Here is a 16,660-nt window from a genome sequence, read left to right on the forward strand (position 1 = left end):
CAGGGGGATATGGGGTGGGTTCAGCGCTGAACCAGGGGCAGGTCCGGGTCGCGGACTTTCGACCTGGTTTGAATGTTGTTTGCTGCAACTTAATCGACTGTGACGCGTGCGACAACCACCCCGCCCCATGATTTTGTTGTTCGCGATAACAATCAGGAAACACCGGCGTTACCTGGCCGAACGCAGCACGGACGGGGTCACCGCCCCGGGTTTGGGCGGTGGCCTCGTCCGTGGCCGCTGTAGCCAACACGGACCACCGTCCCGGGGAGGGGACGGTGGTCCGTGGTTCTGTTGTCCGGGTCAGGAAGCCCCGGTTTTCACCTGATCAGTCCGTCACGGGTAGGAGACGATCTGCGACGGGATCGTCGAGGTTCCCGAGGTCGGCGCGCCCACGTCGTTGATGACGTGGTCGTACTGACCCATCCCGCCGAGCGACACCACGATCACGTGGTGGAACTTGATGCCCGGCTTCACGGGAGTCTGGAACCCGTGGCCCTGCCGGATGTTCGGATCGGAGGTGTAGTTGCAGTAGGAGCCGAGACCCCATGCCTCATGCTGGTCGACGTGGTCGGCGACCTTGTAGGCCGCGTAACCCTTGATGTCGCCGTTCTGGATGGCCGCCTGGTTGGGCGCGTCGTACGCCTTCTCGTTCTGGTAGAAGATCGTCCTTCCGCGCTCGCCGTTCCAGATCGTGTCGTACTTGTTGAAGTGCTCCACGAACAGGCCAGTCGCCAGGACGTCGTCGCCGTTCACCACGACGCCGTAGTCGGCCCGGTTGGTCTCCCAGCCGACGCCCTCACCGTGGTCGGCGCGCCACACCCAGGTGTGGTCGACGATCACGTCGTCGCTGTTCACCACGACGCTCGTGGTGGCCTTGCCGGCGTGCTCGCCGCCGATCCTGACGAACACGTCCTGGACGGTCGTCGGGTTCGCCGCGTGGTCCGCGGAGGCGTTGGTCGGACCCACCTCGAGCAGGGTGTTGGAGTTGGTGGTGCCCGCGTCGATGAGGAATCCGGCGAGGCGGACGCCGTCGACGTCGGCCACCTTCAGCGCCGTCACGCCGTTGTCGGGGATGACCGTCGCCAGGCCGAGGCCGAGCACGACGGTGTTCGGACGGGTGACGTTGATCGTCTCGTTCACGTGGTAGATGCCCGGGGTGAACAGCAGGTTCAGGCCCTGGGCGAGGGCGGCGTTGATGGTCTGCGCGGTCGCGCCAGGCTTCACCACGTAGAAGTCGGTCAGCGGCAGCGAGCTGCCAGGGGTGTTGGGCCAGGAGACGCCGCGCGCGTTGTCCCGCTTGCTCGGCACGAACACGCGGTACTCGTTCCCGTCGAGGTACAGGAACGGCTTCTCCCGGGAGATCGGGGTGGTGTTGAGGGTGGTGTAGGGCGGTTCGGGGAAGCTGTTGCCCGGCGCGCCTTCCACGCCGGAGAACACCATGTTCCACACACCGTTCAGCCAGCCGCCGATCTGGCTGTCGCGGGTGTACCACTGCTGCTGCGAGTACGGCCCGACGACGCCGTCGACCTTGCTGTCGGCGATGTAGCCGCCCGAGGCCCAGCCATAACCGGACGGGGCGAGGTTGAGCCCGCCCTGGATGTGCATCCGACGGAACGGAGCCGCCTGCGACACCGCCCAGCGGTTGGTGCCGTTCACCGGGTTGACCCGGATGTTCTCCGCGGACCGCCAGAAGTTCTGGGTGGCGTTGCCGTTGAACCAGCCGGCGTCGACGGTGATGTCACCGTTGATCGTGGTGTCGCCCGGGTTGAGGCCGAGACCGGAGATCGAGGTGTAGAAGCCGATCTGCGCGTTGATGTTGTTGTACGTCCCGGGCTTCAGCAGGAACTGGTAGCGGCCCTGGCCGAACTGGGCGTCTTCCTGCTGGTCGAAGACCTGGTCGAACTTCTGCTGCAGGTTCGGCGTCGACGGGTCGACCACGATGACGTTCGGGCCGAGGTCTCCCCCGCCGACGACACCGCCGCCCGTCGTGTTCACCGTGACCTCCCAGAGGGAGTATCCGTAACCCGTGCCGCGCGCGGTCCCGTGCACCCGCAGATAGCGGCCCTGGCCCGACACGTCGTAGCTCGCCTGACCGCCGGTCCCCCCGGTGACGGTCTTCAGGTCGGTCCACGTGTTGCCGTCGGCGCTCGCCTGGATCTTGAAGTCCTTGCCATACGCGCCCTCCCAGTTCAGGGACACACGGCAGATGTTCTTGGACTCGCCCAGGTCCACCCTGACCCACTGCGGGTCGGAGGCGGCCGACGACCAGCGGGTGCCGGTGTCGCCGTCGAAGGCGTTGCCCGCAGGGTATCCCGCGTTCTCCACCGACGAGGCGGTGGCGGGCTTGCCCTGCGCGGCGTTGGCGGTGCCGCACGGCTGCTGCGGGCCGCCCGGCTCCTCGCCGAACACCTGGAACTCCCAGAGGGAGTAGCCCCACCCGGTGCCCCGGGCGGTGCCGTGGACGCGCACGTAGCGGCCCTCGCCGTCCACGGTCAACTCGTCGAGGCCGCCGTCCCCGTTCGTGACGGTCCTCAGGTCGGTCCAGGCGTTGGCGTCGTCCGACACCTGGATCTTGTAGTCCTTGCCGTAGGCGGCCTCCCAGCGGAGCGCCACCTTGGAGATGTCGGCTTTGGCGCCGAGGTCGACCTGGAGCCACTGCGGGTCCGAGGCCGCCGACGACCAGCGGGTGCCGAGGTCGCCGTCAACGGCGTACGCGGCCTGCATCGCGCCGTTCTCGATGGACGAGGCCGTGGCGGTCTTGCCCTGCGAGAGCAGGACCTCCGCCGCCGCGGCCGGGGAGACCGCCGCGGGGACGGCGAGCAGACCCGCCGTCATCGCGAGGGCGACCCCAAGGGATCGGAATTTCATCGTCTTTCGCTCCCAACATTCAAATGGGGGGTGGTGGTGAAGCGAAGCGAAACGGGTTGGTCAGGCGCTGCTCCCTCCTCGCGTGGCGCGGTGCTGGGCGATGAGCTCCGCGTAGCGGCGGCCGCTTGTCTTGACGGTCCGCTGCTGGGTCTCGAAGTCGACCCGGACGAGGCCGAAACGCTTGTCGAGGCCGTTGGCCCACTCGAAGTTGTCCAGGAGGGACCAGGCGAAGTAGCCGTCCACCGGCGCGCCCTCGGCGATCGCGCGCGCGACGGCCTCCAGGTGGTCCTCCAGGTAGGCGGTCCGCTCGGGGTCGTGGACCGAGCCGTCGGGCGCGACAGTGTCGTTCCAGGCCGAGCCGCTCTCGGTGACGTAGATGCTGCGCGCGCCGTACTCCTGGCTGAAGCGGAGGATGACGTCGGTGAGGCCCTGCGCGTAGACCTCCCAGCCCATCGACGTGGTCTTCGCGCCCTCGACCGGGACCTGACGGGCGTACGGGGCGGGGCCCTCGGGGTCGTCCACGATGAACTGGCGGAAGTAGAAGTTCACGCCGTGGTAGTCGACGGGCGCGCCGATGAGTTCGAGGTCGCCCCCGTGGACGGGCGGCTCGACCCCGTACACCTCGACCATGTCGGCCGGGTAGCCGCGTCCGTTCGTCGGGTCCATCCACCAGCGGTTCACGTGGCCGTCCATCCGCTTGGCGGCGGCGACGTCCTCGGGCCGGTCGGTCGCGGGCGCGATCCCGCTCGGGTTGAGCACGATGCCGAGCCGCGCGGGCTTCTCGGCGTTGGCGCGCACGGCCTGCATCCCGAGGCCGTGCGCGAGCAGGAGGTGGTGCGAGGCGTGGACGGCGCGGGTGATGTCGCGCTCGCCGGGCGCGAACCTGCCCTCGAGGTGGCCGATCCACGCCGAGCACAGCGGCTCGTTCAGCGTCGTCCAGTCCTGCACGCGGTCGCCGAGGCGGCGCGCGACGACCTCGGCGTATTCGGCGAACGCATACGCGGTGTCGCGCTCGGGCCAACCGCCCTTGTCCTGCAGCACGGAAGGCAGGTCCCAGTGGTAGAGCGTCGCGAACGGCCGTATCCCGGCCTCAAGCAGCGCGTCCACAAGACGGTCGTAGAAGTCGAGTCCCTTGGCGTTCACCGCGCCGCGGCCCGTCGGGATGACGCGGGGCCACGCGACGGAGAAGCGATACGCCTCGAGGTTGAGTTCGCGCATCAGCGCGATGTCCTCCGGCCAGCGCCGGTAGTGGTCGCAGACGACGTCGCCGGTGTCGCCGCCGTCGATCGCGCCGGGCACCCGGCAGAAGTCGTCCCAGATGGACGGAAGGCGTCCGTCGACGTCCACCGCGCCTTCGATCTGGTACGCGGCGGTGGCCGCGCCCCACAGGAAGCCTTCGGGAAGGGGGGTGTTCAAGGCAGACCTCTCCTAAGGAAGTGGCGTTATGGGGCTGTTACTTGACGGCGCCGGCGGTCAGACCGGCCACCAGATAGCGCTGGAGCAGCAGGAATCCCGCGACGACGGGCAATGACACGACGAGTGACGCGGCCATCACCTGGTTCCAGTACACGTCGACCTGAGTGGAGTACTCCTGGAGGCCGACGGCGAGGGTCCGGGTGTCGGACTTGGTCATGACCGAGGCGAACAGCACCTCGCCCCAGGCCGTCATGAACGCGTAGATGGCGACGGCGACGATGCCGGGCATCGAGGCGGGGACGACGATCCGGAGGAGCGCGCCCATCGGGCCGCAGCCGTCGACCTTGGCCGCCTCGTCGAGCTCCTTGGGGATCGACGCGAAGTACCCGGCGAGCATCCAGATCGCGAAGGGCAGCGAGAACGTCAGGTAGGTGATGATCAGGCCGAGGCGCGAGCCGTAGAGCACGAGGCCCGTGGTGTTGCCGATGTTGACGAAGATCAGGAACAGCGGCAGCAGGAACAGGATGCCGGGGAACATCTGGGTCGAAAGGACGGTGATGGAGAAGAGGTTCTTGCCGCGGAACTCGAACCTGCTGATGGCGTAGGCCGCGAAGATCGCGATGACCACCGAGAGGATGGTCGCGGTGCCCGACACGATGAGGCTGTTCACGAAGTACTTGGCGAGCGGGATGGTCGACCAGATCTCCACGAACGGCTCGAACGTGAGGTTCGTCGGAATCCAGTGCCAGTCGCCCTGGACGTCGCGCAGCGGCTTCAGCGACGAGGCGAGCATCGCGTACAGCGGCAGCAGCGTGAACAGCGCGAGGAAGCCGAGGACGAGGCGGCGGGCCCAGGAGACCCAGCGGGGCTCAGACAACTGTCTTCCTCCGTGACGTCACGGCCAGGTAGACCGCGGTGACCAGCAGCAGGAACAGCAGCAGCAGCACCGACATCGCCGAGCCGAGGCCGAAGTTCCAGGTCTTGAACGAGCTCTGGTAGATGTGGATCGAGATCAACGACGCCTCCTTGGGCGCGGACTCCCCGAACAGCACGTAGGGGGTGTTGAAGTCGTTGAACGTCCACAGGAACAGCACGAGGAACAGCACCTGGTTGACCGGGCGCAGCATCGGCTGGGTGACCGCGCGGAACTGCCGCCACCAGCTCGCGCCGTCGATCGCGGCTGCCTCGTACAGGTCGCGCGGGATGTTCTGCAGCCCGGCCATGATGATGAGGAACGCGAACGGCCAGTTCCGCCACACCGAGACCACGACGAGTGACCAGAAGCTGTTGTCGCCGATCAGCCAGAACGGCGCGTCGCCGCCGGTGCCGACGAGGCCGAACGTGTCGCCGAGGATGCTGTTCACCATGCCGGTGTCGCGCTGGAACATGAACGCCCAGGTGATGACCGCGGCGTACATCGGCAGCGCGTAGGGCACGAGGAACAGGGTGCGCAGCCAGCCCCTGCCCTGGAACTCCTTCTGCATCAGGACCGCGCCCGCGGTGCCCAGCAGCCAGGCCAGCAGGACCGACGCGACCGTGTACTGCACGGTCACCCAGAAGGACGACATCAGCGCCTTGCCGGCGGCGGTGTCGAAGTCGAGCACGAACTTGAAGTTGTCGAGTCCCGCGGCCGGGGCCTCCGACCAGTTCCGGATGTAGAACTGGGTCAGCTTCAGAAAGCTCATCCCGATGCCGACGAGCATCGGCACGAGGTGGATCAGCAGCTCCAGCACGATCGCGGGGAGCAGCAGCAGGTAGGGAAGCGAGAGTCCGCGCAGCCGCCGCCACAGGCGCGAGCGGGGCGAGCCGCCGGAGCCCGGCGTCGGCGCGGACGCGGGGGCCCGCTTGGTCAGAGTCGTCATGGGGGTCCTTTCGGAGCGCGGTCCCGGCCCGTTTGTGCGGACAGGGCCGGGACCGCGCGTCCGTGGCGTCAGCTACCGGCGGCCAACTGCTCGTCGGCCTGGACGAGCTGGGACTTGATGGAGGCGGCGTCGACGGACTTGCCCGCGGCGACGTCGGCGAACATCTCCTTCATCGCGGTGCCGATGAGGGTCTCGAACTGCGATTCCTGCGGCACCTGCGGCATCGGCTCGGCGGTGTTGCCGAGGGTGTCCTGGAAGACCTTGACGTCCTCGCCCTGGAAGGCGGGGTCGGTGTAGGCGTCCTTGACGACCGGGAGCGAGCCGTAGGTCTTGTTCAGCTCGACCTGGACCGGGGTGCTGGTCAGGAACTTGACGAAGTCGAGCGCGCCGTCGAGGTTCTTGCTGTTCTCGAAGACCGCGAGGTTGATGCCGGCGACGAAGCTGGTCACCTTGCGGTGCCCGGCGGGCGGGTTGGCGGGCAGCGGGATGGGGGCGACGCCGAGGTCGTCCATGTTCATCCCGGCGAGCTCGAAGGAGCCGGAGGCCGCCTGGTTCATGAACATCGCGGCCTTGCCGTCCGCGACGTCCTTGAGGGACTTGGCGGTGTCGGTGTACTCCGCGTTGCTCGGGTTGACGATCTTGTGCTTCTGCATCAGGTCGACGTACTGCTGCAGCGCGTTGACCGCGGGGTCGGACGCGAGCTGCGGCTTGCCGTCGGCGGCGAAGAACTCCGCGCCGTGCTGCGCGCCGAGGATCGCCGCGTAGTGGGCGTTCTCGGTGACCTGGCCGGCCTGGAGGGTCAGCCCCCACTGCCCGTCCTTGGTCAGCTTCTTGCCGGTCTCGATGAGCTCCTCCCAGGTGGCCGGGGGCTTCTCGATCCCGGCCTCCTTGAACAGCTTCTTGTTGTAGTACAGGCCGTACGCCTGGCCGTAGACCGGGACGGCGGCGGGCGGCTGGCCCTCCGCGCCGGTGGCGGCCAGCGACGGGCCGAGGAAGCGGTCCTTGCCGCCGATCTTGTCGAGGGTGGCGTCGTCGAACGGCAGCAGCGCGCCGGTCGCCTGGAGCGAGGCCGACCAGGTGTTGCCGATGTTGAGGACGTCCGGGCCCTCACCGGAGGTGGTCGCGGCGAGGATCCGGTTGAGCAGGTCGGGCCACCCGATGACCTCGAGCTCGACGTCGATGCCGGTCTGCTTCTCGAACGCCTCGATCTGCGGCTGCAGCACCTCCTTGTCGTGGTCAAGGCTGGTGCCCTGGTTCGAGGCCCAGTAGACGAGCTTCTTAGGGGCAGTGGCGTCGTCGCCGTCGCCCCCGCCGCACGCGGCGGCGGTCGCGGCGACCAGCGTCAGCGCGAGGGCGGACGCGATCTTTCCGAAGCGCATGGGGGTTCCTTCGGGGGGTGGAGATGGGGAAGCCGTGGCCGGGATGTGAGCCACGTCTTATTTCACGGCTTGATTTAACTCGCGATACATTGCACCGTCAACACCTCCTGGTGACTTCCTTCACGTCGTGGAGGAAGATGGGCGCAAACTCCGAAAGGCGGACGATGGCCGAGCGCAAACGGGGTACGGTGCGCGACCTGCGCCGCGACAACCGATCGGTCCTGTTGCGGGCGCTGTACTTCGGCGACCCGCGCAGCCGGCAGGAACTGAGCGCGGAGACCGGGCTCAGTCCCGCGTCGGTCAGCAACGTGGTGCGCGACCTGATGAACGAGGGCATCGCCGTCGAGGTCGGGTCGGTCGACTCCGACGGCGGCCGCCCGCGCGTCCTGCTGCGCGTCAACCCCGCATACGGGCACGTCATCGGCGTGGACGTCGGTGAGACACGGGTCCAGATCGAGCTGTTCGACCTGGCGATGGCGGAGCGGGCCAAGGCCGACTACCCGCTCGATCGCGGGCACGACCCCGGCGAGGTCGTCACCCGGATACTCGAGGGGATCGACGCCGTCCTGGCCGACGGCGGGGCCGACCCGGCGTCGGTGCTCGGCGTCGGCATCGGCGTGCCGGGGGTTGTCCGACAGCGGCCAGAGGTCATCGTCGACGCGCAGACGTTCGGGTGGTCGTCGGTCCCGCTGGAACGGCTGCTGCGCGAGGGCCTGCCCGATGGACCGACCGGAACCCCCCTCCCGCTGCTGATCGACAACGGGGCCAACACGATGGGCCGCGCGGAGCTGTGGTTCGGCTCGGGGCGCGGCGCGCGCAACGCGATCATCGGACTGATCGGCTCGGGCGTCGGCTCGGCCGTCATCCGCGACGGCAGCCCCGACAACGGCGCGGACGCCAGCGCGGGCGAGTGGGGCCACACCCCGCTCATCGTGGACGGGCGGCGCTGCCGCTGCGGCAACGTCGGCTGCCTTGAGGCATATGTCGGTGCTGAAGCCATGTTGGAACGTTACGTTGAGGCGGGCGGTGACCCGCTACCCGGAGACCAGGAGACGGCCCTCGCCCGGCTCGTCCTGGACGCCGCCACCCCCGGCACCACCGCGGCCCGCCTCGTGGACGAGACTGTCGCGTTCCTCGGCGCGAGCATCGGCGGCCTCATCAACCTCCTGGCCCCCGAGCGGATCATCCTCGGCGGCTGGGCGGGCCTCCTGCTCGGCGACCGCTACCTCGCCGAGCTCCGCGCCGCCGCCTCCCGCCACAGCCTCCGCCACCTGTATGCCAGCACCTCCATCGAGCTCTGCCGCCTAGGCCCCGACGCCGTGGCCCTCGGCGCAGCCACCCTCCCCCTCGACCGCTTCCTCGACGGCTAGCGCCGTCAGGGGCGGGTGGGGGGGATGGCGGCCGGGGTGTTCTCGAGGGCGGCGAGGGCTCGGGCTACGGCGGTGTCGAGTTGGGGGTCGCGGGCGTTGACCCAGTCCTCGGGGGTCATGACGACCTCCAGATCGGGTTCGACGCCGTGGTTTTCCAGGCCCCAGCCCTTGTCGTCGAACCATGTGGCGTACTTGGGGACGGTGACTGAGGTGCCGTCGGCGAGGCGGTGCCAGCCGTCGATGCCGACGACGCCGCCCCAGGTGCGGGTGCCGACGACCTCGCCGAGGCCGAGGGTCTTGATCGCGGCGGAGATGATGTCGCCGTCGGAGCCGGCGCGCTCGTCCACGACCGCGACGATCGGGCCGCGCGGCGCGTTCTCCGGGTAGGGCGACGGGAGCTTGCCGCGCGGCACGTCCCAGCCGATGACGCGCCTTGCCAGCTTCTCCACGACGAGCTGCGAGGTGTGGCCGCCCCGGTTGCCGCGCAGGTCGACCACGATGCCCTCGCGGGCCATCTCGACCCTGAGGTCGCGGTGCAATTGTGCCCAGCCGAAACCCACCATGTCGGGAATGTGGAGGTAGCCGAGGCGGCCGTCGGACGCCTCGCGGACATACCTGCGGCGGTCGGTCACCCAGTCCTGGTAGCGCAGCCGCTCGTCGTCGCCCAGCGGCACCACCGCGACGCGCCGGGGCGCGCCGCCGTCGCGCGGGCCGATCGTCAGCTCCACCGGGGTGTCCGACATGCCGGCAAGGAGCGGTCCCGGGCCCGTCACCGGGTCGACGGGACGGCCGTCGATCTCCAGCAGCACGTCGTCGGGGCGGACCACGATGCCCGGCGCGGCGAGCGGGGCGCGGGCGCGCGGGTCGGACGACTCGCCCGGCAGGATGCGGGTGAACCGCCAGACGTCGCCGTCGCGGCGCAGGTCGGCCCCGAGCATGCCGAGCCACTCGCCCTCGCTGCGGTAGCGGGCCCGCGCGACGTAGGCGTGCGAGGTGCCGAGCTCGCCGAAGACCTCCCACATGAGGTCGGCGAAGTCGTCGGGGGTGGCGATGCGTTCCAGCAGCGGCCGGTAGCGCTCCTGGACCTCGCCCCAGCCGAGCGCGTCGAGCGCGTTCTCGCTCCAGAACTCGTGCCGCACCAGGCGGCCCGCCTCGGCGAACGCCAGCCGCCAGCGCGCGACGGGGTCGAACACCGTGCGGGCCTTGGCGAGGTCGACCTTCACCGCGTCGTCGTCGGAGCCCGAGGACGACGAGACCACGCGCAGCCTCCCCCGGTCCCGCACGACGAGGCGTTCGCCGTCGCCGCTGACGGCGTAGCCGTCGATCGGGTCGACGATCTCCTCGCACTTGCGGGTGCCGAGGTCGAACCGCTCGAGGGTGGGCCGCAGCGGGGCGGCGTCGGGCTGCGGGCCGCTCTCGCCCAGCGAGCCGGACAGGGGGAGCTTCAGCCACACCACCCCGCCCTTGACGGCGCTCATCCCGTCATACCGGGACGCCTCCACCGGGAACGGGACGACCCGGGAGGCGAGGCCGTCGAGATCGACCGTCGCGTGGTTCTCCTCCTTGCCCTCGTCCTTGTCGTCGTCCGCGCCGTTCGGCGAGCGGCCGTCGACCGAGGGGGCGAACGGCGACGGGGTGCCCGCCGCCAGCGGCAGCAGGTAGGGACGGCAGCCGAACGGGAACGACAGGTCGAACACATGCTGGTCGTAGACGGGGTCGAAGCCGCGCCACGACAGGAACGCGAGGAACTTTCCGTCAAGGGTGAAACAGGGTGAGGTGTCCTCGAACCTGCCGTCGGTGACGTCGACGATCGTCTGGTCGCCCAGCCTGGCCAGGCGGATGCGGCGCAGCGGGTCGGCGGTCGGCTCCGACCAGGCGAGCCACGCCGAGTCCGGCGAGAACACCACGTCCTCGACGGCTCCTGCGGCCGAGACGGCGAGTTCCGTCGCCTCGCCGGAGTCGATCTCCACGAGGACGAGACGGCCGTCCCGGGTGGTGACCGCGACGGTCTTGCCGTCCGGGGCCGACACCAGATCGGTGGCCCAGCCGAGCCGCCCCGCGGCGAGCCTGCGCGGGGTCGAGCCGGGCTCCAGGCCGCCGAGCGGGGCGACCTCGAGGGCGTCGCCGGGCAGGTCGGTGCCCGCGTCGATGATCCACGCCACGCCCGCGTCGTCGCCCAGGACCGTGGGGAGCCGCGCGCGGGCCCCGGGATCGGCCGCGAGGGTGCGGGCCGGGCCGTCGCGGTGGGTGACCCAGTGGATGGTCCCGGCGACCTCGACGGCGCTGGCCCGGCCCGTCGCGTCGCAGGAGAAGCCGCCCAGGCGGTCTTCCCCGGTGATCTGGTAGGGCCGCCGCGCGGTCCCCGAGCCGCCGAGGACGACCTCGATCGGCCGCGCCTCGGCCCCTTCGAGGTCCTCCACGAGCCACAGGCGGCCCGCGCTTGAGTACACCACGCGGGCCCCGTCGGTGGAGGCGTGGCGGGCGTAGAAGCCGTGGTGGTCGAGGTCCTCGGACGGGCCGTGGCGGCGCAGGTCGTCGCCGTCGAAGGCGCACGAGTACAGCGCGCCGACGCCCTCGTGGTCGGAAAGGAACGCCACCCGCTCCCCGACGATCATGACCGAGTCGACGTGCCCGCCGAGCTCGGCGAGAATCCGGGTGAAGTGCCGCTCCTCGATGCTGAGCGGGCCGTCGGCCTCGGTGCGGTACTCGGCGGGCTCGAGGGCGTCGCCGGTCCACAGCCGTCCCATGCCGCCGCCCCGGTAGCGCTTCCAGCGCGCGGGCTCACTGGCCCCTCCGGTGATCAGCGCGGCACGGTCCGAGCGGTGCGCGCCCGCGAGTGCGAGATCCTCCACCGGCCCATACGGCAGGCGGGCGGCCGTGCTGCCGTCGACCGGGACCGCGTAGGCCCAGGTGAAGTGCGAGAACGGCTGGCCGACGGAGCTCGTGGCAAGGACGCGGCCGCCGGGGGTCCAGCCCCGCACGCGGGTCGTGGGCGAGCCCCAGTAGGTGATCCGCTCCCCCACGCCGCCCTCGGTCGGCGCGAGATGGACCTCGGGATCACCGTCCCGCCAGCTCGTCCAGGCGATCTTGCTCCCGTCGGCCGACAGGCGCGGATGGCTCACCGGGGCGCGGTCGGCGCTCAGCCGCCACGCGCGGCCCCCGTCGAGCCCCGCGAGCCACACGTCGTCCTCGGCGACGAACGTCAGCAGGTCGCCGCGCAGATGCGGATACCTCAGATACTCACCCGAAGTCACCCGTCCATCGTAGATCGCGGTGACGACCGGGTGTCACAGAAGGTCGTCAGGGGAGGTCGGCGGCCTGCGCCAGATACTCCCTGAACTCCCGCGCGGGCCGGTATCCGAGGGCCTCGTTGACCGCGAGCATGTGCGCGTTGTCGTCGGAGTTGTCGGTCTCGATCTCCACGACCTCGGGCCGCTCCTCGCCCAGCCAGTCGAGCATCACCGCCTTGACCCACAGGCCGATCCTGCGGCCCCGGTGGCCGGGGACCACGGCGGTGTCGTACTGGAAGGCCCTGGCGGGGACGTCGCCGGGCACCACGACCTCGGTGAACCCGACGATCTTGGGGCCGTGCAGGGCGGCGACCGTGTAGAGGTCGTCGCCGCGTTTGGCGACGTTGTCGGCGGTGTCGCGGACCACGTCGGCGGTCCAGGCCGACTCGCCCTCGGCGTGGTCGGCCATCGCGCTCTTGGCCTGGGCGAACTCGACGGCCAGGTGGTCGGGGACCGTGCCCGTCCAGCGGATCAGCCGGTAGCCGGGCGGGTTGAGCGCGGCGTGCGCGGAGGCGTCGACCTCGGCGGGGCGCAGGACGAGGCTGCGGGTGGTCAGCAGGCAGCGGAACCCGAACCGCTCAAGGAACGGGACGGCCGGGGTCCCGGCGAGCGCCTGGGCGAGCACCGCCGAGCGGCCGTCGGCCCGCGCCGCCTCGGCCGCGAGGCCGAGCAGATACGCCCCGACGCCCCTGCGGCGCAGCTCGGGGAGCACATGGACGTCGATCTCCGCGGCCCGCAGCGCCGGATCGCCCGGCAGCCACACCGACGCGACCGCGCCGAACGCGTCGCCGTGCGGGACCGCCCAAAGGCGACGGGCTCCCCCGCCGAAGATCCGCCCTATCGTCTGGGCCGGATCGGGGGCGGGGTCGCCCGGATGGTCGTGCAGGTGCGCGGCGGACACGAGGGTGTGCCACGCGTCGAGGTCGGCGTCCTCCGGCTCGTCCATCTCGCGGATGTCCATCCACGGTGTTCTACCGGAAACCGGCGATGGATGCGCCCGCAACCACGATGTGGTTCGGTTTCGCCGGCCCGCGCCGTCCAGGACGCTCAGCCCGCCGTCGCGGGCGTGCTGGCGGCCGGGGTGGTCGGGGTCGCGTCCGTGGGGGCGTCGGTCGGGGCGTCGGTGGGGGTCCCCGTCGGCGTCGAGGCGTTCAGCGGGCCCGTGGTGATCTCCTTGTCGAGCGCGCCGCCCTTGACCCACTGCTTCCACGGCATCTCGTAGTACGACCAGCCGTTGTTCCACTCCACCCGGCGCTTGGTGCCGGTGATGTCGACGACGTCGCCGCGCTGGAAGTTGTTGAAGAACCACTCGGCGAAGGCCGGGGGCGCGTTCACACAGCCGTGGCTGAGGTTGTAGCGGCCCATCGCCCACACCCGGGCGGCCATCGAGTGGACGTACTCGCCGGAGTTGGAGATCCGGACGGCGAAGGGGATGACCTCCTTGTAGCCGCCGTTCTTCTTGTCCTCGGGGTCGACGCCCATCCACTCCGACGTCATGATCTCCACCCGGTGGGCGGACATCGTCAGGTGGGTGCCGCTGGTGGTCAGGTAGGTGTCGATCCCGTTGACGACCCTGCCGCCCTTGCCCGCGCTGATCGGCTCGTGCTTGACGCGCTTGCCGTTGCGGACGACCGTGATGTACTTCTTCACCGTGTCGACGGTGCTGATCTGCGACGCGCCGATCTTCCACTTCTGGGTCTTGTCGGCCATGCCGTAGACGCCGCTCGCGGCCTTCACGCCGGTCAGGTCGGCCTCGAACCTGATGTTCTGGTTCGGCTTCCAGTACTGCTTGTTCTTCGTCCGGAAGATCACCTGCCGGTCGGTGATCCAGTACCAGGCCCCGACGGCGGGCTTGTCGGAGTAGACCTTGAGCGCCTTCTCCACCGACTTCTTGTCGCTGATCTCCCGGTCGAACGTGACGGTGATCGGCATCCCGACACCGACGGTCTCGCCCGGCATCGGGATGATGTCGCTGATCGCGAACGTGCCCTTGGGCTTCAGCGTCTTGAACGTGCTCGTGGCCTGGACCGGCGCGTCGCCGCCGCCGGCGGTGACCTCGACCGAGTACGTCGCGTTCGGCTTCAGGTTGGCCGTGGAGGTCCAGGTGGTGCCGTCGGCGGACAGCTCGCCCTCGACGGTCCGCTTGCCGACCTTGGCCGTCACGGCCTCGAGGGTGCCGTCCGCGACCGTCACCGTGATCTTGCTGTCCGGCTTGACCTGGCCGGTGCCGTCGGTGGGCGTGATCGTCACCTTGGGCAGGATCGGCTCGGGCTTGGCCTCCTCGCGGACCGGGTCTCCGGAACACGCGGCGGTCAGCAGCAGGGCCGCTGCGGTCAGGGCGACGGTCGTACGGCGGCGGGTCATGGGGTCGTGCTCTCCGCGGGGTGTCGTGGTGGTTGCGTCAGGAGGTCGGGGCTGCGGCGGGGTCCGCGGACGGCGCGTCCGCGGCCGGGGTGGCGGCGTCGGCCCCGGGGGCCGTGCCGTCGGTCGTGAAGGGGGCGTCGAAGGCGCTGCCCAGGACCCAGTCCTTCCACGACTTCTGCCAGTAGCCGTAGCCGTTGTCGTACTCGAGCTCGCGATTCGTGCCCGTCACAGTGACAATATCGCCCCACTTTGACTGGTTGTAGTACCATTGCGCGAACTCAGGCGCAGCATTGATACAACCGTGACTCACGTTGGCGTTGCCCTGGGAGCCGACCGACCACGGCGCGGAGTGGACGTACTCGCCGCTGTTGGAGATCCGGACCGCGTAGTTGACGGTCTCCTCGTAGTAGTCGGCGTCGCCCGGCTTGAGGCCCGGCGAGACCATCTTCACCGGGTTCTCCTTCTCCTGCGTGACGTGGACGCCGCTGGTCGTCGTGTACTTGTACTGGGTCTCGTTGCCCGCGCTGATCCCGACGTCGCGGACCTTCTTGCCGTCGATCTCCACGACCATCCGGTGCGTGTCGGTGTTCACCGAGCTGAGGATCGCCGACCCGATCTTGAAGTTGATCGCGAAGTCCTTGGTGCCGTAGGTGTCCTTGGCGGACTTCACCCCGGCGAGGCTCCCGGTGACCTTCACCTTCTGGTGGGCCTTCCAGTACTCCTTGCCCCGGAAGATGATCTGCCGGTCGGTGTACCAGTACCAGGCGCCCTTGATCGGCTCCTCGCTCTTGATCCGCAGCGAGGACTCGACCGCCTTCTTGTCCTTGACGTCGTCGGTGAAGGTGATGACGATCGGCATGCCGACCCCCACCGTCCAGCCCGACAGCGGGATGTTGGCCTGGAGCCCGAAGGTCTTGGCGGGCTTGAGCGTGGTGAACGAACTCGTCGCGGTCGTGGTCTTGGACTTCTCACCGGTGGCCGTGGCCTCGACGGTGTAGGACGAGTTCGGCACGAGGGCGCGCTCTGAGGTCCAGGTGGTGCCGTCCGACGACAGCGCGCCCTTGACCTCCTTGCCCTTCAGCGTGACCTTCACGTCGGTGAGGGTGCCGTCCGCGGCCTTGACGGTGACGCCGTCCTCCGGCTTGACCTCGCCGGTCCCGTCGGCCGGGGTGATGGTGACGACGGGCGGCTTTGCCTCGTCGCCGATGATCGGCACCTCGCTGCACCCCGCCGCGACCACCGCCGCCAGCGCGAGCCCCGCCGCCATCCTCACGGTCCGCCTCGACCCCCGCACGCCCCACACGCCCCACCTCCGTTTACTCGGCCTCGAACGCTCCATGACCCCTGTGCGATCAAAGGCACGTACGAGAGACATTAACCGCTAAGACGGGTGGTGCAGCCATAAGGTTCGCGCGCGCGGGCTACGAGCACTCGGCTCGCAGGGCGACGCCCTTGGCGGCCGTGGAAGCGCCGGTGACCGAGGTCACAATGCGCTGGAAACCCGCGATGCTGACGGCCGCCGCGGCGACCCAGAGCAGGGCGACGACCGACGTGCGCAGCAGCAGGAACGTCTGCAGGGACTCGTGGAACAGCAGCCAGAGGCTGAAGACCGCGTTCGTGAAGAAGACGAGCGCCCACAGCAGCGAGATCCGCAGGAAGAAGCGCCGGACCCCGGCGTGCGCCAGGAACTCGGGGGGCAGCGGGACGAGGTCGGAGGCGACCTTCTGCGCCATGGGCCGCCCGAGGGGCACCGAGCACAGGAACACGGCCCCTACGGCGAGGGTCCCTAGGGTCGGCTGGAGGAAGAACAGGCGCGGGTCGCCGGTGCCGAACGCCAGCGCGGCCCGCGCGCAGACCCCGATCGCGGCGAGGAAGAGGGTTCCGGGGACTGCCTGACGCCGTCCGGCGCGCCACGCGATCGCCGCGAACACCCAGACGACGGCGGTGATGACGGCCCCGGTCTGCCCGAGGACGAGCAGCGCGAGATAGAAGACCGCGACCGGCGCGATGACGCCCTCGACGAACCTCGGCGCGGCGTGCCGCAGCAGTTGCGGAAGCGGCGGAAGCACGAAACCGAGCCTGTGCTCTTCGCCCATTGAGTACGCCCCCGA

The 16,660-nt window shown here is 69.8% G+C and carries 11 protein-coding genes; 1 reads left to right on the forward strand and 10 read right to left on the reverse strand.

Going from position 1 to position 16,660, the window contains the following annotated elements:
* Positions 1-333 precede the first annotated feature (333 nt).
* From R9X44_RS12035 to R9X44_RS12055, 5 genes are all read right to left on the reverse strand, one after another.
* Positions 334-2,868 (reverse strand): discoidin domain-containing protein, encoded by a 2,535-nt coding sequence (locus R9X44_RS12035; protein ID WP_319814151.1) that lies wholly within the window; start codon positions 2,866-2,868, stop codon positions 334-336.
* A 60-nt stretch (positions 2,869-2,928) separates the two neighbouring features.
* Complete coding sequence (locus R9X44_RS12040; protein WP_319814152.1) at positions 2,929-4,284, reverse strand: GH1 family beta-glucosidase; 1,356 nt, start codon at positions 4,282-4,284, stop codon at positions 2,929-2,931.
* A gap of 37 nt (positions 4,285-4,321) precedes the next feature.
* On the reverse strand, positions 4,322-5,161 hold the full coding sequence (locus tag R9X44_RS12045; protein WP_319814153.1) for a carbohydrate ABC transporter permease: 840 nt from the start codon (positions 5,159-5,161) through the stop codon (positions 4,322-4,324).
* Positions 5,154-6,146, reverse strand: coding sequence for a sugar ABC transporter permease (locus R9X44_RS12050; RefSeq protein WP_319814154.1), 993 nt, complete (start codon positions 6,144-6,146; stop codon positions 5,154-5,156). Before R9X44_RS12050 ends, R9X44_RS12045 begins: the two co-directional genes overlap by 8 nt.
* Before the next feature lie 68 nt (positions 6,147-6,214).
* Entirely contained in the window at positions 6,215-7,525 is a 1,311-nt protein-coding gene (locus tag R9X44_RS12055; RefSeq protein ID WP_319814155.1) for a sugar ABC transporter substrate-binding protein, read from the reverse strand.
* 164 nt (positions 7,526-7,689) lie between these two features.
* On the opposite strand from R9X44_RS12055, the gene R9X44_RS12060 reads away from it, so the two are divergent.
* A complete protein-coding gene (locus R9X44_RS12060; RefSeq protein ID WP_319814156.1) occupies positions 7,690-8,895 on the forward strand; it encodes an ROK family transcriptional regulator in 1,206 nt (401 codons plus the stop codon).
* Between the two features lie 5 nt (positions 8,896-8,900).
* Here the strand turns inward: R9X44_RS12060 and R9X44_RS12065 are convergent, their stop codons facing one another.
* From R9X44_RS12065 to R9X44_RS12085, 5 genes are all read right to left on the reverse strand, one after another.
* Positions 8,901-12,149: a S41 family peptidase gene (locus R9X44_RS12065; protein ID WP_319814157.1), complete on the reverse strand. Its 3,249-nt coding sequence runs from the start codon at positions 12,147-12,149 to the stop codon at positions 8,901-8,903.
* Between the two features lie 46 nt (positions 12,150-12,195).
* The gene (locus R9X44_RS12070) at positions 12,196-13,146 is read right to left on the reverse strand and encodes a GNAT family N-acetyltransferase (protein ID WP_319814158.1); all 951 of its coding nucleotides are present in this window, start codon (positions 13,144-13,146) and stop codon (positions 12,196-12,198) included.
* Between the two features lie 86 nt (positions 13,147-13,232).
* The gene (locus R9X44_RS12075; protein WP_319814159.1) at positions 13,233-14,549 is read right to left on the reverse strand and encodes a L,D-transpeptidase; all 1,317 of its coding nucleotides are present in this window, start codon (positions 14,547-14,549) and stop codon (positions 13,233-13,235) included.
* Between the two features lie 37 nt (positions 14,550-14,586).
* Complete coding sequence (locus R9X44_RS12080; protein WP_319814160.1) at positions 14,587-15,816, reverse strand: L,D-transpeptidase; 1,230 nt, start codon at positions 15,814-15,816, stop codon at positions 14,587-14,589.
* A 154-nt stretch (positions 15,817-15,970) separates the two neighbouring features.
* Entirely contained in the window at positions 15,971-16,645 is a 675-nt protein-coding gene (locus R9X44_RS12085; RefSeq protein WP_319814161.1) for a VC0807 family protein, read from the reverse strand.
* Between the last annotated feature and the right edge of the window lie 15 nt (positions 16,646-16,660).

The sequence above is a fragment of the Actinocorallia sp. A-T 12471 genome (assembly GCF_033875155.1).
Taxonomy (GTDB): domain Bacteria; phylum Actinomycetota; class Actinomycetes; order Streptosporangiales; family Streptosporangiaceae; genus Actinocorallia.

Excerpts from the sequence above, each read along its gene's own strand:
- R9X44_RS12060 (WP_319814156.1), top strand. The coding sequence starts at position 7,690 with ATGGCCGAGCGCAAACGGGGTACGGTGCGCGACCTGCGCCGCGACAAC.
- R9X44_RS12075 (WP_319814159.1), bottom strand. The coding sequence starts at position 14,549 with ATGACCCGCCGCCGTACGACCGTCGCCCTGACCGCAGCGGCCCTGCTG.
- R9X44_RS12035 (WP_319814151.1), bottom strand. The coding sequence starts at position 2,868 with ATGAAATTCCGATCCCTTGGGGTCGCCCTCGCGATGACGGCGGGTCTG.
- R9X44_RS12080 (WP_319814160.1), bottom strand. The coding sequence starts at position 15,816 with ATGGCGGCGGGGCTCGCGCTGGCGGCGGTGGTCGCGGCGGGGTGCAGC.
- R9X44_RS12055 (WP_319814155.1), bottom strand. The coding sequence starts at position 7,525 with ATGCGCTTCGGAAAGATCGCGTCCGCCCTCGCGCTGACGCTGGTCGCC.
- R9X44_RS12070 (WP_319814158.1), bottom strand. The coding sequence starts at position 13,146 with ATGGACATCCGCGAGATGGACGAGCCGGAGGACGCCGACCTCGACGCG.
- R9X44_RS12050 (WP_319814154.1), bottom strand. The coding sequence starts at position 6,146 with ATGACGACTCTGACCAAGCGGGCCCCCGCGTCCGCGCCGACGCCGGGC.
- R9X44_RS12085 (WP_319814161.1), bottom strand. The coding sequence starts at position 16,645 with ATGGGCGAAGAGCACAGGCTCGGTTTCGTGCTTCCGCCGCTTCCGCAA.